The sequence below is a fragment of the Flavobacterium turcicum genome, assembly GCF_011365745.1.
Classification (GTDB): domain Bacteria; phylum Bacteroidota; class Bacteroidia; order Flavobacteriales; family Flavobacteriaceae; genus Flavobacterium; species Flavobacterium turcicum.
Genome location: NZ_JAAOBY010000001.1, coordinates 741,084 through 760,799 on the forward strand (window position 1 = coordinate 741,084; position 19,716 = coordinate 760,799).

A 19,716-nucleotide genomic window follows, 5' to 3' on the forward strand; every position below is an offset into this window, starting at 1 on the left:
CTTATAAAATAACTTATTATGAAAATACTAGTAACAGGAGGTTTAGGATTTATAGGATCACATACCGTTGTTGAATTGCAAAACGAAGGATTCGAAGTTGTGGTCGTTGATAATTTATCGAACACTTCTTTGGATGTATTAGATGGAATTCAAAATATTACAGGAGTAAAACCCGAATTTGAAAAAATTGATTTAAGAGAGAAAGATAAAGTTCAAGATTTTTTTAAAAGACATGATGATATCGCAGGCGTGATACATTTTGCTGCCTCAAAAGCGGTGGGCGAAAGTGTTGAAAATCCGTTGTTGTATTATGAAAATAACATCAGTGCTTTGATTTATCTGTTGCAGGAATTACAACAAAAACCTGAAGCCAATTTTATTTTTAGTTCCTCTTGTACGGTTTACGGTCAAGCCGAAACAATGCCGATTACTGAGAATGCGTCTATTCAAACTGCCATGTCTCCATATGGAAATACCAAACAAATAGGGGAAGAGATTATTACAGATACAGTCAAAGTTACCAATATCAACGCGATTTTATTGCGTTATTTTAATCCAATTGGGTCTCATCCATCAGCTGAAATTGGAGAATTGCCATTGGGTGTTCCACAAAACTTAGTGCCTTTTATTACGCAAACCGGAATGGGATTGCGAGCAGAATTATCAGTTTACGGAAACGATTATCCTACGCCCGATGGTACCGCCATTCGCGATTATATTCACGTAGTTGATTTGGCGAAAGCCCATGTTATTGCATTGCAGCGCTTATTGAATAAGAAAAATCAAACCAAAGTTGAGACGTTCAATTTAGGTACCGGTACCGGAAGTTCGGTTCTGGAAGTAATTGAAACTTTCGAGAAAGTAAGTGGGAAGCAGTTGCCTTATAAAATTGTAGGTCGACGCGAAGGAGACATTACATCAGCCTATGCTAGTACTGAAAGAGCTAATGAGGTTTTAGGTTGGAAAGCACAATCAACACTAGAAGAAGCCATGGCAAGTGCCTGGAAATGGGAACAGAAAGTAAGAGCATAATTGAAAAAAGGCAGTCTACAAAGACTGCCTTTTTTTATTGATTTATTTTTTCGCTGCTTCTTTCATTTTTGCAGCCGCTTCATCTAATTTTGCTGCACCTTTTTCAAGTGCTTTTCCAGTTTTTGATTGTAGAGTATCTACTGCTTTGTCCATTTTAACTTCAGCAGTATCTAGTTTTTGCTCTAGTTCAACTCCTACAGCATCTTTTGCATCGTCTAATTTTTCTTTTGTTTCTTCTTTACAAGATACAGATACTAATGCTAAAAAGGCTATTCCTAAAATTACTTTTTTCATATTTTATTAATTTATGGGTTTGTATATTTTAAAGATATAAAAAAAATCCTCATAAACGCATGCCTATGAGAATTTTTTATAAACTGAAAAGTAGCTTATGCGTTGGCTGTAGCTGCTTCTTTATTGATTTTTCCAATTAACCCAGCAAGTACTTTTCCAGGACCAACTTCGGTAAATAAGGTTGCTCCATCAGCAATCATTTGCTGTACAGATTGCGTCCATTTTACAGGAGCTGTTAATTGAATGATTAGATTTTTCTTGATTTCGTTCGGGTCCGAAACGGCATTTGCAGTTACATTTTGATACACCGGACATATTGGAGTTGAAAAAGTAGTGGCCTCAATAGCTGCAGCTAATTCTTCACGAGCTGGCTCCATCATTGGAGAGTGGAAAGCACCACCTACTGGTAAAATCAAGGCTCTTTTGGCACCCGCTTCTTTCATTTTTTCGCATGCTAGTTCAACAGCTTTGTATTCACCAGAAATCACCAATTGTCCAGGACAGTTGTAATTTGCAGCTACTACAACACCATCGATAGCAGCACAAATGTCTTCAACAATTTTATCGTCTAAATTTAAAACAGCGGCCATAGTTGAAGGAGTAATTTCGCAAGCTTTTTGCATAGCTAAAGCTCTTTGAGAAACTAGCTTTAAACCATCTTTAAAAGATAAAGCGCCATTAGCAACTAGTGCAGAGAATTCGCCAAGAGAATGTCCCGCTACCATTTCTGGAGTAAAATTTTCTAGAGTTTTAGCCAATATTACAGAGTGTAAAAAAACTGCTGGTTGTGTTACTTTGGTTTCTTTTAACTCTTCGGCAGTTCCTTCAAACATGATATCGGTGATGCGAAATCCTAAAATTTCGTTCGCTTTTTCAAATAATTCTTTTGCAAGAGGACTGCTCTCGTACAAGTCTTTACCCATACCTGTAAATTGTGCGCCTTGCCCAGGAAAAACGTATGCTTTCATGTGTTTGTTTTAAATATTGAAAATTACTATGGATAGAATTTACGACTCTATCTCGCTGCAAAAATACTATTTTTTTGCATCAATCAATAGTTCCTTTTTAGCAAGCAAATGTGTAACGCTTTTTGATGTACAAAGACTAATCAGGTACACAAATAACTTTTCAAAATGAAAAAGACAATTAGTATTATTTTTTTACTGTTTTTGGGGTTTTTATTGGTTTACAATAATTTACCCGTTTTCAATTACGGTTTTACGGGCTTTGCATTTATTCTGCTTATTTTAGTGGTTTTGGCTCTTTTGTTTTCGGCAGGTTTTGCAGTTTCAGGTTCTAATAATCAGCTTAAACTCGTTTCAAAGCCAAGTAGGTTTTTAGTGTATGCTTTTTTGGTTGTTTTGGGTTATTGTACGGTTTTACCTTTTGTAGCCAGTCTCAAAATGTTTCGATCTGATTCGTATCAAAAATTATTAGGCCCGGTTAAAAATGGTCAAAAAATCACCAATCATATAGCACCAATCGCTATTGATCAAATTCGTGTTGTTGACGAAGAATTGGCGCATTTGTTGGGCGAAAAAATATTGGGATCGCAACCAGCTTTAGGAAGTCAAGTTGAGTTGGGCGATTTTTGTATTCAAAAAGTAAACAACAGTTTGTATTGGGTGGCGCCTTTGTTACACTCTGGTTTTTTTAAATGGTTCAACAATCAAGAGGGAACAGCAGGATATGTAATGGTTTCAGCAACCAATGAGCGTGATGTAAAATTGGTGCAGAACGTAGCCGGCAAAGCGGTCAAAATTAAGTACCAGCAAGGTGCGTATTTCCAAAGTGATATTCACAGACATGTTTACTTTAACGGAAATGCTACAGTAGGTTTGACTGATTTTAGTTTTGAAATTGACGATGCTGGAAATCCGTTTTGGATTGTAACTAAATACGATAAAAAAATAGGTTTTTCAGGAAAAGAAGCCACAGGAACCTTGGTTGTTGATGCGCAGTCTGGTGCTATTACCGAATATTCTATTGCCAATACTCCAAAGTGGGTTGATCGCATTCAACCTTTAGCCTTTATCGAGGATCAATTGAATGATTGGGGCGAATACGTGCATGGTTATTGGAATTTTTCGAATGCAGATAAACTTCAAATCACAGAAGGTTTAACATTGGTTTATGGTAAAGATAACAAGTCTTATTGGTACACAGGCTTAACTTCGGTTGGGAAAGATGAATCGGCAGTAGGTTTTGTTTTGGTAGATACCAGAACCAAAGAAACTACTTTTTACAAACAAGGCGGCGCAACTGAATTTGCAGCTCAAAGTTCGGCTCAGGGCAAAGTTCAAGAAAAAGGATACCGTGCCTCGTTGCCAATTCCGTATAACATAAACAACATTCCAACCTACGTAATGACTTTAAAAGACGATGGTGGTTTGGTGAAAATGTTTGCTATGGTGGCCATTTCAGATTATACGATTGTAGGTGTGGGCAATACCATGCGCGAAACGCTGACTTCGTTTAAAAATGTCTACAATATGGCAGATAACAAAATCAATCCGAATGGTGCTTCGACTCAAAAATCAGTACAATCTATTGTGACGCGCATTCAAAATGATGTAAAAAATGGAAATAGCTTTTATTATTTCAAAGTAAAAGACTATCCTAATATTTTTGTAGGCTCATCGCAAATATCCAATCAATTGCCTGTGACAATGGTGGGCGATAGTGTGATGATTTCTTTTGATGTTGATATGGAAGAAGTAATTGATGTAGCTACATTCGCTAATAAAACTTTGAAGTCAAGTTCAAAAGCAAAATAAAGGGCTAATTTATTTAAAAAAAAAACACCCCAAAAAGTTCACGACTCTTTGGGGTGTTTTTTTTAGGATTTCTTTTTCTCTTTTGGCAAAAGGGTAAAGGCAGTTGCTTTAAAACGATTATTTACCACTTTTCCTTGTACAGATGCTTTTCTAATAGCAGAACAAAACCCATCTTTGGCATGTGCATCACCGTGGGAATCGATCGAGCTACCATCCACAAAATAAGATTTTCCGTCTATGCGAACGGCTAAATCGCATCCGTGTCCGGTCATTCCAAATTGACATTGTCCACAAGAGGCTTCAACAATTTTAGCTTTTTGGTTTTCTTTTTTATCCTGAGCATTGGCAAGGGTAGCTACAATTATAAATGCTAAACAAAGTATTTTTTTCATGGTAATAGAGTTATAAAAAACAAAGATACCGGTTTTTTACATCGAATAGTTTTTGAACATGTAAATCCACAACAGTCTTGATAATCGGATGTTAAAAGAAGATAAGCTGATAATTACAAAAGCAATAATAGGAATGATTCTTAAATCAAAAGTCTCTTTGAAAAAAAATTGGGCTAACACATAAGTTGCAATTCCTTGCGCTACCGTTAGACCATAATTGACGTACATAGCTCCAAAAAAATAGCCAGGTTCTTTCTCAAATTTGTAATGACAATGAGAGCAGTACTCGTTCATTTTAGGGAAACCAAAATTAAAAAAGATATTTTTTTCATTAAAAACTTTTCCTTTTTGACACTGAGGACAATCATTATTTAGAATATGAGCGATAGCGTGTGACATGATATTTATTTTTATCAAAGGTATTTCTTATTGCTATGCATAGTATTTTCTATCTTCGCTACTTCTAGGACAATAAAGACATTTAGAAATCATGGCGAAGTATCCCATTTACAATATTCAGCGGTTTAATTGCAATGCAGTCAATAGTAATTTGTATATCAATACCTTTAAAAATCATTTAATTACGCATAGTTTTGTAGAGGAGCCACACCGTCATAACTCTTATGTTTTAGTGTTTTTTACACAAGGCTCTGGAACGCATGAAATTGATTTTGATGTTTTTGACATTCAGCCGGGAAGTATGTTTTTTATGCAACCTGGACAAATTCACCATTGGCATTTATCCGAGGATGTCGAAGGATATGTTGTTTTTTACTCTCAGGAATTTTACAATCTTTACTTTGGACAAAAAGATATTGCCGACTATCCTTTTTATTCTGCTGTGGATAATAAACCCGAGCTTGTTTTGCAAACTGCCGAAAGTCTTGCCATTGTGCCCTATTTTGAAAGACTTATCGAGGAATCACAGTATACTCAGCCTTGGCAAAAGGATTATATTTTGAATCTTTTGGACTGCATTCATATTCAAATTGCTCGTAAGTATCAAAAATCGAATTTGCATCAAGCACATGCTTATAATGTAAAAATTAAAGCTTTTGAAACGGAGTTAGAAAAGCATTACAAGACAGAGAAAGCGCCTTCTTTTTACGCAGCCCAGCTTCACATAACACTGAAACATTTAAATAGAATTTGCAACGAAAGACTCCAAAAAACCACCACCGAAGTGATCACGGACAGAGTTATACTCGAGGCCAAACGAATGCTGTTTGACAAAGATTTTACGGTAAACGAAATCGCATTACGTTTAGGATATGAAGATTACTCCTATTTTACCCGATTGTTCAAGAAACATACAGGATTGACACCTAGCCATTTTAGAACCACCAAAAATTAGTTTTTGGTGGAAATGCTTTGTTTTTTCTTTGTTAGCACCACATAAATAATACACAAACTGCAAACAGTATTAGTGAAATATAAATAATTAGGCTTTATAAAAGTCACTTCAAGGATTAATAAAGTACTGTTTATCATTAGCGCGCAACTAGATAGCAAGAGTAGGATGTTTTTAAATTTCATATTGGCAAAAATTTAGATTTTATGTCTTACGTTTTAATGTATGCACTTATGGGTGAACCGTTATTTGTGCTGCCGCTTTCTCCGCTTTTTCTACAACCGTTTCAATAGGTGTTTCAAGACTATCATTTACCAAAGCTACACCCATGCGTCGATAAGGTCTTGAAGTGGGTTTGCCAAAAATTCTAAAATCAGTTTTGGGCAAAGCAGCAATTTTTTCTATTCCTGTAAAACTAGGATTTTCAGAGTTTTCAGATGCTAGAATCACAGCACTAGCACCTACTTTTTCTAACTTAATTTCAAAAATAGGTAAACTTAAAATGGCACGTAAATGCAATTCGAATTCGTTAAAGTTTTGCGTTCCCGCCAAAGTTACCATTCCAGTATCATGTGGTCTTGGCGATAATTCTGAGAAATAAACACCATCATCTGCCAAGAAAAATTCGACTCCAAAAAGTCCTGCGCCTCCCAAAGCTTCGGTAACTTTTTCGGCCATATCTTGGGCTTCGTATAAATCTTTGTCGGATATCAGGGCAGGTTGCCAGCTTTCCTGATAATCACCACGTTCTTGTCTATGACCAATTGGGGCGCAGAAAAGCGTAGGATTATTATTTTGCGTGACAGTCAATAAGGTAATCTCCGAATTGAATTTGACAAAGGCTTCAACAATTACTTCTACCACATCTCCGCGAGAACCATCAACAGCGTATTGCCAGGCTTTTTCGATATCAGATTCCGTTTTTATGGTTGATTGTCCTTTTCCAGAAGAAGACATCAATGGTTTTACCACGCATGGCATTCCGACTTCGGCTACCGCTTTTGTCAATTCTTCGGCGGTGGTGGCGTAACGATAGTTGGCCGTTTTTAGCCCAAGTTCTTTGGCGGCCAAATCACGAATGGCTTTACGATTCATCGTAAAGTTGGCTGCTTTTGCGGATGGTACTACGGTAATACCTTGTTTTTCGTAATCATAAAAACGTTCTGTGCGAATAGCTTCTATTTCAGGAACGATAAAATCGGGTTGGTGTTTGGCAACGATGCGGTCTAATGCCTCGCCATCGAGCATATTGATGACTTCAAAACCGTGCGCTACTTGCATAGCAGGGGCATTTTCATAACTGTCTACTGCAATTACAGTTTGCCCAATGCGTTGTGCAGCGATTACAAATTCTTTACCTAATTCACCAGAGCCGAGGAGTAGTATTTTCATTTTGAAGTTTGTTGTATAGTTGTGGGTTTTTAGAATAGTAAAAGTAGTTAAAAATGTTTTTAACCGCAAAGTTCGCTAGGAGTTACGCGAAGAGCGCAAGGCTTTGTGGTGAATTAAAAAAGGTTCACAAAGACTTTCGTGTGAAATCTCTTTTGAACTTTGATATCACAGTTTAATCGCCTGAAAAGTAATTAAAATATTTTTAACCGCAAAGTCTGCGAGGATTTACGCGAAGAGCTCAAGGCTTTGTGGTGAATTAGAAAAGGTTCACAAAGACATTCGTGTGAAATCTCTTTTGAACTTTGATATCAAGGTTTAATCGCCTGAAAAGTAACAAAAAATGTTTTTAACTACAAAGTTCGCGAGGATTTACGCCAAGAGAACAAGGCGTTGGTGTTAATTAAAAAAGGTTCGCAAAGACCTTATGAAAAAATCTTTGCGAACCTTGCGTAAGCTTTGAGCCCTTTGCGGTTAAGATCTAATGAAAGTGATCTTCTTCAATTTCGAATTCAGCGTCTTTTTCCCAAATTTCCATTTCGCAGGGTTTGCAATTGAATTTGAGTTTGTATTCTAATTCGCCTTGTTTTAATACCAAAGGTTCTTTTACCTTCTTGTCCATATTTTCACGATGGTATTTCGGGCAACGTTCCAACTCATATTTGATGCAATATTTGGTAGTCATTACACGTGATTTTCCAGGATCCCATTGCAATTCAAAAGCTTTTTCGATTTCGGTAACGCCATGACGTTCGTAGAATTTACGTGCCAGTTTGTTCGAAACATTGTACATAAAATCCAGTTTTGTCTCAGGATAAGGATGCGATGTTTTAACCAATTGGTGTTCCTCAACTTTGTAATTAGCCAAACGAGTTTCCGAAAGTTGTTCGTAGACCGTTCTTCGCATTTCGTTGATTTTAGATATTGGTAAGAACCAATTTTCAGAAAAAGCAATTGTAATTTCATCAGCTGTGTAAGGTGTGAAACCCGTTTTGGCCAAGTTAATTTTAAAGTTTTCTTCAATCGACTCGTTGTTCTTGGTTCTTTCTTTTGGATGCGCCAATTGAACCGTACTCACATTACCATCTTCGTCAGTAGCAGTTAGCTCAAAACCATTTTCGGTTTCGTTTAGGTGCAAAGTGGTGCTTATTTTACGAACCGCACTGTCTTCACGTTCTACAATTTTGATAAAAGCCGCGTCGTTGTTACGGTATATAAAAGTGCCTTCTTTTAGTTCTTTTAAAACATTTGGGTAAGCCAAGCCGTTTTCGACTTTGTTTACATAAATTCCGTCAGCTTCATTATTTTCATTGATGTAACACAAACCGTCGCCGTTGTTGAGTAATTCGCCGTTTTCTATTTCATAAGCGTTGCCCACAGTGCGAATTAGTTTCCCGATGTATTGCCCTTTTGATTTTGGACTTTCCCAAGAACCGATAGATTGGTGTCTTTCGTTTACAAAATAATCGGTGTATCCACGGTTGAAACTTTTGTTCAAAGCTGAGTCAAAAGTGTAGGTACATTTTCCAGAAGAAGCTTTGGTGTAGTTTTCATTCCCTTCCAAGAAAGCATCTAATTTTTGACGTAAATACGAAACGTTATTTTTTACATAAACGATATCTTTTAAACGCCCTTCGATTTTAAAGGACATCACGCCGGCTTCTACAAGATTTGGAATTTGATCCGAAACATCAAAATCTTTAATCGAAAGTAAGTGACTGTTCTTGATTAAAGTGTCGCCATTACCATCGATTAAGTTGTACGGTAAACGGCAGTTTTGAGCGCAGGAACCACGGTTAGCAGAGCGTTCGCCATTGGCCACACTCATATAACAGTTTCCGCTGAACGACACACAAAGCGCTCCGGTTACAAAGAATTCTAATTCAACATCAGCCGTATCTGCGATTTCTTTGATTTGGTGTAAATTTAATTCACGAGCCAAAACGACGCGTTTCATTCCGGCATCTTTCAAAAATTTAATTTTATGAGGATCACGGTTGTTGGCTTGTGTACTAGCGTGCAATACAATAGGAGGTAAGTCCATCTCCATGATGGCCATGTCTTGTACAATTAAAGCATCAACTTTAATATCATACAATTGCCAAATCATCTGGCGGCAAGTTTCTAGCTCGTTATCGTACAAGATCGTGTTGATAACCACAAAAACTTGTGCGTTAAAAAGGTGTGCGTACTTTACTAAAGCCGCCACATCTTCGATAGAGTTGGTTGCATTTGAGCGTGCGCCAAATTGCGGAGCACCAATATATACAGCATCAGCACCTGCGTTAATAGCTGCCATACCGTGAATGAGGTCTTTGGCGGGTGCGAGGATTTCTATTTTCTTTTTCATCTTTGGGATGATAATGGGTTAATTGCTAAAACATTAGATTTTTGGGCTTTCGCCGAAAAAAGTGTGCAAAGGTCTAATAAATTATTCAAGATTTCTAATTCAAAACCGTATTTTTTGGATTTTATCTTTTGCCGTAAGCTCATAAGTTATACAATACAAATGATGTTTGAAAATTTGCTCTCATTTGGCGTTGATTTTGGCTTTAAATAATAAAGCCTCTTGTTTGATCAAGAGGCTTTTAGGTATGTGCGTATAGGTATTAAACCGTTAATGCATTTTTGATGCGAGACAGCGCTTCGGTTAAAAGGGCCTCGCTTGTGGCGTATGAAAAACGAATACAGTTTGGGTTTCCAAATGCGTCTCCAGTAACGGTAGCTACATTGGCTTGCGCCAAAAGATACATCGATACATCATTGGCGTCTTTAATTTCGGTTCCGTTTAATGTTTTTCCAAAAAACGAAGACACATCTGGGAATACATAAAAAGCACCTTCAGGGACATTGATTTTTACTCCCGGAATTTCTTTTAGCAGCCCTACAACTAAGTCTCTGCGACTATGAAAAGCATTCACCATCTCTTTCAATACACTTGGGTCAGCGTCAAGAGCAGTGATAGTAGCGCGTTGTGCGATAGAATTGGCTCCTGAGGTAACTTGACCTTGGATTTTAGTACACGCTTTGGCAATAAATTCAGGTGCTCCAATATAACCTATTCTCCAACCTGTCATGGCAAAAGCTTTGGCAACTCCGTTTACAGTGATTGTTCTTTCGAGCATTCCTGGGATGGATGCAATACTGCAAAAAGTTCCTGAAAAATTGATGTGCTCGTAAATTTCGTCAGCAACTACGTAAATGTTTGGATATTTTTCTAAAACTGCCGCAAGCGCCGTTAATTCTTCACGGCTGTAAACAGATCCTGATGGGTTACATGGTGAGGAGAACCACATCATTTTAGTTTTCGGAGTGATTGCTGCTTCTAATTGTTCTGGAGTGATTTTGAAATCGGTTTCTACAGATGTAGGAACTTCAACAGGAACTCCACCTGATAATTTTACAATTTCGAAATACGATACCCAATACGGAGCTGGCAAAATTACTTCGTCACCGTCATTCAACATTACTTGAGCTATGTTGTACAATGATTGTTTAGCTCCAGTAGAAACTACAATTTGAGTTGGTTTATATTCTAAATCATTATCTCTTTTGAACTTTCTGCAAATCGCCTCCTTAAGCTCTAAGTACCCTTCAACAGGTGAATACGTACTGTAGTTTTCGTCTATGGCGCGTTTTGCTGCTTCTTTGATAAAATCAGGAGTATTAAAATCAGGTTCACCAAGGCTAAGGCTAATAATGTCTTTTCCTTGTGCTTTTAATTCTCTGGCTAAAGCCGCCATGGCAAGGGTTTGCGAAGTTGATAAGTTGTTAATTCTATCGGATAATGGATTCATTAGTATATAGTTGTAGTTAGTTTTATTCTTTTGCTGCTATTGAGAATTAAGCAGTAATTGCTGGGTTTTGTCCCAAATCTTTCAAATGTTTGAAGTGAGCAATGACAGCGCTTCGCATTGTTTTGTATTCGTAGTAAGGTAAGTTGCACTCTTGCGCCGTTTCTTTTACAATTTTTGCAATTTTCCCGTAGTGAATGTGACTGATATTTGGGAAAATATGGTGCTCAATTTGATGATTCAAACCACCTGTGTACCAGTTTACGATTGCGTTTTTGGGTGCGAAATTAGTAGTGGTAAACAATTGGTGAATAGCCCAAGTATTGTCCATTTCACCTAATTCGTTTGGTGTAGGATTGATTGTTTCCTCTACCACATGCGCTAGTTGGAACACAACACTCAAAATCAAACCAGCAGTATAATGCATCACAAAAAATCCTATCAGTACTTTCCACCAAGTGATTCCAATTACGATTGGTAATGCAATCCAAATAGCAACATAAATAACTTTAGTAATAATTAAAGTAGTCCATAATATTTTTGGACTCTTAGCTTCTCCGTAAGATAATTTTCTTTTTAAGTAGTTACGCATTTGCTTAAAATCAGTCGTAATCGCCCAATTGAAAGTCAATAAACCGTACAAGAAAATAGAGTAATACTGTTGAAAACGGTGAAAATTATACCATTTTGCTTCTTTCGTAAATCGGATTACACGACCAGCATCTAAATCTTCATCATGTCCCGGAATATTCGTGTAGGTGTGGTGTAGTACGTTGTGTTGCACTTGCCAATTGTACACGTTTCCAGCCAATACATAAATGGTACCCCCCATGAATTTATTGATCCATGATTTATTCGAATAGGATCCGTGATTTCCATCATGCATTACATTCATTCCAACGCCCGCCATACCAATTCCCATGACAATTGTCAATAAAAGGTGTGCCCAAAATGGCATATCAAGTGTTAATATTAAAAAGTAAGGCGCAAGAAAAACAGTGAATAAAATGATGGTTTTTAAATACAGTTTCCAGTTTCCTGTTTTTTGAATGTTGTTTTCTTTAAAGTAGTTGTTAACCCGTGAGTTAAGTGTTCTAAAAAATTTCAAGCTATCTTGCTTAGCAAAAGTAGGCGCAGTGTTATTCATATAATTGTGATAAAGTTCAAAGGTAATTATTATAAATTTTTGGATATACAAAATTGGCATAAATATTTTAACTGTAAAGTATTACTTTTGTTAAAAAAAAGAAGAGATGGACGAGATTCTTAAGTGTTTTCCTAATTTGACACCAATTCAAATCGAACAGTTTCAAAAATTAGATGCGCTGTATCACGATTGGAATCAAAAAATAAATGTGATTTCTAGAAAAGATATTGATGCTTTGTATACCAAACATATTTTACATTCACTTGGTATTGCCAAAGTGATGACTTTTGAACCAGGAACGTATGTTTTAGATGTAGGAACGGGTGGTGGATTTCCAGGAATTCCATTGGCGATTCTTTTTCCGGAAACTAGATTTTATTTGATTGATGTTATTGCCAAGAAAATAAAAGTGGTTCAGGCTGTTGCCGAAGGTTTAGAGTTGAAAAACGTAAAAGCAGAGCAAATGCGTGCTGAAAATGTAAAAGGTGATTTCGATTTTATCGTGAGTCGCGCCGTAACCAACATGCCTGATTTTGTGTCTTGGGTAAAAACAAAAATTAAAAAACAACACAAACACGAATTGAAAAACGGAATCCTCTACCTAAAAGGAGGTGACTTAACCGAAGAATTAAAAGATTTCCCAAAAGCTACCGAGTACAACTTAGCAGATTATTTTGAGGATGAATTTTTTGAGACTAAAAAAGTAGTTCACTTGCCGTTGAAGTTTACGGTTTAGTCTTAAGGTCAAAAGTCATAAAGTCTAAAGAAAGAATTAGATAAAAAAAGCCGAATCTAAATTTTAGATTCGGCTTTTTTATATTTGCTAAAGTACTTTAAGTACTTTTGACTATAGGATTGAAATTACTCTCCTAAAAACGGGTATCTGTAATCAACAGGAGTTACAAAAGTTTCTTTGATAGTTCTTGCAGAAGTCCAACGCAATAAGTTTTGCATAGATCCTGCTTTATCATTCGTTCCTGATCCTCTTGCTCCACCAAACGGTTGCATTCCTACAATAGCTCCTGTTGGCTTATCATTGATGTAGAAGTTACCAGCTGCGTTTTGTAGTTTTACTGTAGCTTCTTCAATAGCATAACGATCTTGACTGAAAACAGCTCCTGTCAAAGCGTACTCTGATGTAGTGTCTACTAATTCCAATGTTTCTGCCCATTTAGCATCTTCGTAAACATAAATAGTCACAACTGGTCCGAATAGTTCGGTTTCCATTGTAGCGTATTTTGGATTGGTAGTTAAAATAACAGTTGGTTCAATAAAGTAACCTTTTGATTTGTCATAATTCCCTCCCATAATTACTTCTGCATCGCTATCAGCTTTGGCTTGGTCAATGGCTTTAGCTAATTTATCAAATGAACCTTCAGAGATTACCGCAGTGATAAAGTTGCTCATATCTTGTGGCGACCCCATTTTCATTGATTTCAAATCAGCTTCTAGTTCAGCTTGTACAGCTGGCCATAAACTTTGCGGAATGTATACGCGTGAAGCAGCACTACATTTTTGACCTTGGTATTCAAAAGCACCACGAGAAATTCCTGTGCTAACTTGTTTTGAATGTGCAGATGGGTGTGCAATAATGAAATCTTTACCACCAGTTTCACCTACAATACGTGGATATGTTTTGTATTTGCTGATATTAGTACCAATTTTTGCCCAAATATCATTAAATACGCCTGTAGATCCTGTAAAGTGAACTCCAGCTAAATCACGGCTAGCCAATAAGGTTTCGGTAATCATTCCTGAGTCTCCCATGACCATGTTGATTACACCATTTGGTAAACCTGCTTCTTTGAAAATTTGCATCAATAAGTTAGCAGAGTACACTTGAGTTGCTGCAGGTTTCCAAACCACAACATTCCCCATTAAGGCAGCACTTGTTGGTAAGTTTCCAGCAATTGCTGTAAAGTTAAAAGGAGTAATGGCGTATACAAATCCTTCAAGAGGTCTGTATTCAACGCGGTTCCACATATCAGCAGTAGATTTTGGTTGCTCGTTGTAAATTTGTGTCATGTACTGTACGTTGAAACGTAAAAAGTCAATAAGTTCGCAAGCGGCATCAATTTCTGCTTGGTATATTGTTTTTGACTGTGCGATCATTGTTGCAGCGTTGATCTTAGCTCTGTAAGGTCCAGCCAATAATTCTGCTGCTTTTAAGAAAATTCCAGCGCGTTGTTCCCAAGCCATATTAGCCCAAGCTTCTTTTGCTTGAAGTCCAGTGGCAATAGCGGCTTCAATATGTTTTTTTTCGGCTTGATGATACACACCAACCACATGCTGATGGTCGTGCGGTGCAGTCATGTTTTTTGTATCTCCAGTTCTTATTTCTTCGTTTCCGATATAAAGGGGTACGTCTACTGTGTTGTTCCACATTTCAGCGTATGCTGCAGAAACGGCTGCGCGTTCTGGCGAATTAGGGGCATAGCTTTTTACAGGTTCGTTTACCGCATTGGGTACGTGAAAAAATCCTTTTAACATATTGATGTTTTTATTGGGTTAAAAATAGTGTTGTATTGTTGTTTAAACTAAAAACAAAAGTACAAAGGTTTCTTTAAAGATTTGTACTTTTTTGAAGTTATGTACAGTGCACTTTTGTATAATGGTAGGTTTAGCCCTGATTGAAGTGGGAAGCTTTTTGAAGTGGAGAGCCTCATTTTTAAGGACTAAAAAAGCAACTGCAAGAAGCTCTTTTTAGGACTATAAAAAAGGGCTTAACACAAAAAAACTTGTAGCGAAAAGCAGGATGAGCTCCTGATAATGCGATTTAGTTTAATGCAAATGGCGCACAAAGTCTAAAAGTAGGAACCATGACTTTGAAGTTTCGGGTGGTGGTGAAGTTGATCATGTTGAAATAGCCTTTCATAGCGCCATACGGTGATGATAATAGGCAACCAGAGCTATAAGTGTGCTGTTCTCCTGGTTTAAGGACTGGTTTTTTACCAATTACTCCTTCGCCATCAACAATTTCGAGGTCATTAAGCGAGTCAGAAATCTCCCAGTGACGAGTAATAAGTTGTACAGAGTCCTTACTATGATTTTCGATAGTAATTACGTAACTAAAGGCAAAGTGAATTTTGTAGTTTTTGAAGTAGGTGCCTTCAAAACTAGTTAATACTGAAATTTTTATGCCTCTTGTTATTTGAGAAACCATATTAAAAGGATGAATATGTGTTTATTATTGACAAATTTACAAAAAAAGAGTGTTATTTTAATGGTTATTGCCAAAGTTTTTTTAATTGATGATATTCACTGAACTTGCATTTCCTTTTCCGATGACGCGGTCGTAACGGTCAATGGCTTCTCGGTAATATACTAGAATGGTATACTCGTTTTCTGTTTCAAAGAAATTGCCGTCAATAGCGTTTTCATAATCGATATTTCCTTTAGAGTCTGCAATGGTGTACTGGAAATTAGTAAACCCTTGTTTGATTAAAATGGCTTTTTCATAAATGGCTTTTTCAGGGTTGTAATCCATTTTATTTTCATCTGTAAGGGCGTAATTGTTGAACATTCCTGTCACGTAAATGTTTTTGTTGAGTCTAAAAGTAGGTGCAGATACGCTAAAATATACCCAAACATAATCGGCTTCGATTTCGTTTTTTTGCGCGTTGAGGTTGTTTACCACAAATCCGCCGTTGACATCTTGCATGAAAGTGTAAGGCGTATTGGCACGAGCGGCACTAGTATATAAGTAGGCGCTATAAATGTCTGTTTTGGCATTGATTCTCGCTACATTGTTGCTAGCAGATCGAATGTCTTTATTTTCAAAAAACAGAAATTCGTTTCCTGCCCAGAATTGTGTTTCGGTATCGTATTTATAAATCAAATCGTTGCCAATCGTATATTGCGGCGCTATATTTTGAATTGCTGTGTGCCATTGTCCGTTTTGTAGCAAAACTACTTTGACATTTTTAAGTGGATTTTGAAACGTAAGGCTGTTGCTTTTTACGCTAAAATCTAAATTGTGTTTGCTAACTAGAGTGTTTACAGTTCGTGCTCTTTTTACTTGAATGGGTACTTTGGCTAGGTCTTCAAATAAAATGAATTTTCGACTAAACACTACATCGCGGTTTTCGTCTAAAATTTTAAGTATGTAGTTACCGCTTACTTTAAGCTGTTGCGTAAATTGATTGGGAATGGACAACTTGTAATGAGAATACAGCTGCAATGCGTTAAAAGAGTTACTGTAATCTTGAATGCGTTGGTTGTCGAAACCTTGTAAGTATTCGTTTTTAGGAATGGGAGACGGTTCCCATTTAAAATTGCAGTGAACAATTTCGTAGTAATAGTTGGCTTCGTTGCCGTATAAGTCGTCAAATTCCAATTGAAAACCTTCGCCAAGCTGAAAAATTGGCACTTTGTTTTGATCGTTTTGTACGAAAGCAACTGTTTTGATATGAAAAGGCGGTGTAATTTCTTTTTCAACTTGTGCAAAAAGAGCAAACTTGCCAAACAAAATAAGGGATAGGGTAGTATATAGTATTCGGATTTTTGACATTTTTTAGAAATAAGTTCAAGTTTTAAAGATACTAAAAAACGTAAAACTGGAATGATTTATTTTGATTGCTTCTTGATTATGTTTTCGTGTGTAATTTCTGTTAATTATTTTAAAAAATGGTAATAAAGTATAAAATTACTCGTTAGTTTTACAGCAAACAAAATAAACATATGAAAAAAATCAACCATTTATTAGTAGGAATTTTTATTATTCCTGCTGCGCTTTTTGCGCAAAAATTAGATTATAATGCGACCATTCCGCTTGATCCAAGTGTAAAGACTGGGACTTTGCCAAACGGATTAACCTATTACATCAAGAAAAATGCCAAACCAGAAAAGAAAGTAGATCTTAGACTAGTAGTTAATGCAGGTTCTATTCTCGAGGAAAATGATCAGCAAGGACTAGCGCATTTCATGGAACACATGTGTTTTAATGGAACAAAGCGTTTTCCTAAAAATCAACTGGTAGATTACTTACAAAGTATCGGAGTTAAATTTGGACAACATTTAAATGCCTACACTAGTTTTGATGAAACGGTGTATTTCTTGCCAATTCCATCAGATGATCCTGAAAAATTAGAAAAAGGATTTCAAATTATTGAGGATTGGGCTTTCAACACGGTTTTGACACCAGAAGAAATTGATAAAGAAAGAGGCGTAGTATTAGAAGAATATCGTTTAGGTCTTGGCGCTGGAAAAAGAATGATGGGTCGTTATCTTCCTAAAATGATGCACGATTCAAAATACGCTACTCGTTTGCCAATTGGTCAAAAAGAGGTATTAGAAAAGTTCAAACATCAGTCTTTAATTAACTTTTACAAAGATTGGTACCGTCCAAACTTGATGAGTGTTATTGTGGTTGGTGATATTGATGTAGCCGAAATGGAGAAAAAAATTGTTTCTCACTTCTCTACTTACAAAAATCCTGCAAATGAAAAACCAAGAAAAGTATTTGAAGTTCCTAATCACAAAGAAACTTTTGTAGCTGTAGAAAGCGACAAAGAAGCATCGAATACACAAGTACAATTATTGTACAAAGATTATGCTGCACCTAAGAAAATGGTAAATCTAGGTGATTTTAAAAATTACATGATCGAAAATTTATTTGCAACGCTTTTAAATACGCGTCTTGATGAGTTAACAAATTCTGCAACACCACCTTTCACTTATGGGTATTCTTATTATGGTGGTACTTTTGCAAGAACCAAAAAAGGATATCAATCTGTGGCAATGTCATCAGAAGACAAGCAACTAAGTGCCTTGAAAACATTGGTAACAGAAAATGAACGTGCTAAGAAATTTGGTTTCACACAAGGAGAATTAGACCGTGCTAAGTCTGAATTTATGGCTTCTATTGAAAAAGCCTACAATGATAGAAGTAAAACGAACTCTGAGAATTTTGTAGGCGAGCTTCAAGCAAATTTCTTAGAAAAAGAACCAGCTCCAGGTATTGAATGGACTTTTCAAACCTTCAAGCAAATCTTACCGTTAATTGAGCTAGCAGATGTAAATGGTTTAATTAAAGAGTATGTTAAAGAGGATAACCGAGTTATTATTTTAACGGGTCCTGAAAAAGAAGGCTTGAAAAAAGTTACAGAGCAAGAAGTATTAGCTGCAATAAAAGTGAATACGGACGAATTAAAACCTTACGAAGATGCTGCAGTAGCTACTAGCTTGCTTAGAAAAGAGGTAAAAGCAGGAACGGTGGTAAGCCGAAGTAGTAATGAAAAATTGGGTACAAAAACCTTAGTTCTTTCCAATGGTGCTAAAGTGACATATAAAAACACCGATTTTAAAAACGACGAAGTGCTTTTTGAAGCGGTTAGTTTAGGTGGATCTAATTTGTACTCAAACGAGGAAATGAAAAAAGTTCAGTTTGCTAATGGAGCACTTGCTGAAGCTGGTTTCTCTGGCTTAAAACTGAATGACATCAACAAATTCATGACAGGTAAAATTGCAAGAGTCAATCCTTATATTGGAGGTACTAGCGAAGGACTTAGAGGTACATCAACTCCTAAAGACTTAGAGTACTTAATGCAAATGACGCATGCTTACTTTACAGATTTAAATTTTGACCAAGAAGCTTTTGAAGGATTCAAACAAAAACAATCAAGCTTTTTCAAAAACATGGCTTCTACGCCACAGAATTACTTCCAACAGGAGTTTTATACTTATTTGAACCAGAATAACCCACGATTTTTTGGAATCATGCCTACTGATAAATCTTGGGCTGATACCGATTATAAATTAGCGTACGAAAAGTACAAAGAGCGTTTTGCAAATGCTGCTGATTTTGAATTTTTCTTCGTAGGAAATGTTGATGATGCAACAATCGAAGCTATGGCTACTAAATACATTGCTTCATTGCCAGCGAATGACAAAAAAGAAAAAGCAGTTGATCTAGGTTACCGATTGCTAAAAGGCGACTTGAAAAAAGTAGTAAATAAAGGAGCAGATCCTAAGAGTAACGTGACCATCATGTTTTATGGAGATGCCAAATATTCTGCTAAAGATGCTATGAGCATGCAAGCGTTAGGAGAAGTACTTACTATTAAACTGGTAGAGCAATTACGTGAAAATGAAAGTGGTGTTTATGGTGTAAATGCCAGAGGAAGTATGAACAAAATGCCTTACGGATCGTATACTTTTTCAATAGGTTTCCCTTGCGGACCAGAAAATGCTGAGAAGTTGACTGCTTCAGCATTGAAAGAACTTCAGAATATTATTGACAAAGGACCAGATGAAAAAGATGTAGCTAAATTCAAAGAAGGTGAATTAGCCGATTTTAGAAAAGATAGTAAAGAAAACCGTTTTTGGTTGTCTAACTTGACAAGATCGTATGTAAACGCATATAATCCTGAAGATGTTTTGAAAATGGAAGAAATGGTGAATGCCGTTACTGCCAAAGATATTCAGAACATCGCAAAACAATATCTTACAAAAGATAAAGTGATCGGTATTTTGATGCCAGAGAAAAAATAATTTTTTTAGTCTTAAAACCAAAACCTGCTATTTCACTAAAGTAGCAGGT

General features: G+C 36.5%; 16 protein-coding genes. 5 read left to right on the forward strand and 11 right to left on the reverse strand.

All coding sequences use genetic code 11. The features are described 5' to 3' along the window. The first annotated feature begins 18 nt into the window (after nucleotides 1-18). A complete protein-coding gene (galE, locus tag G9Q29_RS03225) occupies nucleotides 19-1,032 on the forward strand; it encodes a UDP-glucose 4-epimerase GalE (RefSeq protein ID WP_166133217.1) in 1,014 nt (337 codons plus the stop codon). 42 nt (nucleotides 1,033-1,074) lie between these two features. On the opposite strand, the gene G9Q29_RS03230 is transcribed toward galE, so the two are convergent. Further along, nucleotides 1,075-1,326, reverse strand: a complete 252-nt coding sequence (locus G9Q29_RS03230) for a hypothetical protein (protein WP_166133219.1) — start codon at nucleotides 1,324-1,326, stop codon at nucleotides 1,075-1,077. A gap of 95 nt (nucleotides 1,327-1,421) precedes the next feature. Further along, nucleotides 1,422-2,294 carry an ACP S-malonyltransferase gene (gene fabD, locus G9Q29_RS03235; protein ID WP_166133221.1) on the reverse strand — a complete coding sequence of 291 codons (873 nt, stop codon included), beginning with the start codon at nucleotides 2,292-2,294 and terminating at the stop codon, nucleotides 1,422-1,424. Between the two features lie 165 nt (nucleotides 2,295-2,459). On the opposite strand from fabD, the gene G9Q29_RS03240 reads away from it, so the two are divergent. Continuing rightward, nucleotides 2,460-4,103, forward strand: a complete 1,644-nt coding sequence (locus tag G9Q29_RS03240) for a hypothetical protein (RefSeq protein WP_166133223.1) — start codon at nucleotides 2,460-2,462, stop codon at nucleotides 4,101-4,103. A 62-nt stretch (nucleotides 4,104-4,165) separates the two neighbouring features. On the opposite strand, the gene G9Q29_RS03245 is transcribed toward G9Q29_RS03240, so the two are convergent. Both G9Q29_RS03245 and G9Q29_RS03250 read right to left on the reverse strand, forming a co-directional pair. Next, complete coding sequence (locus G9Q29_RS03245) at nucleotides 4,166-4,495, reverse strand: DUF6370 family protein (protein ID WP_187038233.1); 330 nt, start codon at nucleotides 4,493-4,495, stop codon at nucleotides 4,166-4,168. Nucleotides 4,496-4,531: 36 nt separating this feature from the next. Further along, nucleotides 4,532-4,894 (reverse strand): DUF983 domain-containing protein, encoded by a 363-nt coding sequence (locus tag G9Q29_RS03250; protein ID WP_166133225.1) that lies wholly within the window; start codon nucleotides 4,892-4,894, stop codon nucleotides 4,532-4,534. Between the two features lie 91 nt (nucleotides 4,895-4,985). Between G9Q29_RS03250 and G9Q29_RS03255 the strand changes: the two genes are divergently transcribed. Further along, complete coding sequence (locus G9Q29_RS03255; protein ID WP_166133227.1) at nucleotides 4,986-5,849, forward strand: AraC family transcriptional regulator; 864 nt, start codon at nucleotides 4,986-4,988, stop codon at nucleotides 5,847-5,849. A 228-nt stretch (nucleotides 5,850-6,077) separates the two neighbouring features. On the opposite strand, the gene purT is transcribed toward G9Q29_RS03255, so the two are convergent. The 4 genes from purT to G9Q29_RS03275 all read right to left on the reverse strand — a co-directional run bounded on the left by purT (nucleotide 6,078) and on the right by G9Q29_RS03275 (nucleotide 12,176). After that, nucleotides 6,078-7,238: a formate-dependent phosphoribosylglycinamide formyltransferase gene (purT, locus tag G9Q29_RS03260; protein ID WP_166133229.1), complete on the reverse strand. Its 1,161-nt coding sequence runs from the start codon at nucleotides 7,236-7,238 to the stop codon at nucleotides 6,078-6,080. A gap of 478 nt (nucleotides 7,239-7,716) precedes the next feature. Continuing rightward, nucleotides 7,717-9,585, reverse strand: coding sequence for a peptidase U32 family protein (locus G9Q29_RS03265; RefSeq protein ID WP_166133231.1), 1,869 nt, complete (start codon nucleotides 9,583-9,585; stop codon nucleotides 7,717-7,719). Nucleotides 9,586-9,844: 259 nt separating this feature from the next. After that, a complete protein-coding gene (locus G9Q29_RS03270; protein ID WP_166133233.1) occupies nucleotides 9,845-11,032 on the reverse strand; it encodes a pyridoxal phosphate-dependent aminotransferase in 1,188 nt (395 codons plus the stop codon). Between the two features lie 46 nt (nucleotides 11,033-11,078). Further along, nucleotides 11,079-12,176, reverse strand: a complete 1,098-nt coding sequence (locus G9Q29_RS03275; protein WP_166133235.1) for a fatty acid desaturase family protein — start codon at nucleotides 12,174-12,176, stop codon at nucleotides 11,079-11,081. Nucleotides 12,177-12,282: 106 nt separating this feature from the next. Here G9Q29_RS03275 and rsmG point away from each other — a divergent pair, with 106 nt between their 5' ends. Then, nucleotides 12,283-12,912 (forward strand): 16S rRNA (guanine(527)-N(7))-methyltransferase RsmG, encoded by a 630-nt coding sequence (gene rsmG, locus G9Q29_RS03280; RefSeq protein ID WP_166133237.1) that lies wholly within the window; start codon nucleotides 12,283-12,285, stop codon nucleotides 12,910-12,912. Between the two features lie 125 nt (nucleotides 12,913-13,037). Here rsmG and pruA read toward each other — a convergent pair whose 3' ends face one another. The 3 genes from pruA to G9Q29_RS03295 form a co-directional block, all read right to left on the reverse strand. Then, nucleotides 13,038-14,666 carry an L-glutamate gamma-semialdehyde dehydrogenase gene (pruA, locus tag G9Q29_RS03285; protein WP_166133239.1) on the reverse strand — a complete coding sequence of 543 codons (1,629 nt, stop codon included), beginning with the start codon at nucleotides 14,664-14,666 and terminating at the stop codon, nucleotides 13,038-13,040. 286 nt (nucleotides 14,667-14,952) lie between these two features. Beyond that, on the reverse strand, nucleotides 14,953-15,339 hold the full coding sequence (apaG, locus tag G9Q29_RS03290; RefSeq protein WP_166133241.1) for a Co2+/Mg2+ efflux protein ApaG: 387 nt from the start codon (nucleotides 15,337-15,339) through the stop codon (nucleotides 14,953-14,955). Nucleotides 15,340-15,420: 81 nt separating this feature from the next. After that, nucleotides 15,421-16,686, reverse strand: coding sequence for a type IX secretion system plug protein (locus tag G9Q29_RS03295; RefSeq protein WP_166133243.1), 1,266 nt, complete (start codon nucleotides 16,684-16,686; stop codon nucleotides 15,421-15,423). A gap of 170 nt (nucleotides 16,687-16,856) precedes the next feature. On the opposite strand from G9Q29_RS03295, the gene G9Q29_RS03300 reads away from it, so the two are divergent. Further along, on the forward strand, nucleotides 16,857-19,667 hold the full coding sequence (locus tag G9Q29_RS03300) for a M16 family metallopeptidase (protein WP_166133245.1): 2,811 nt from the start codon (nucleotides 16,857-16,859) through the stop codon (nucleotides 19,665-19,667). The last annotated feature ends 49 nt before the right edge of the window (nucleotides 19,668-19,716 follow it).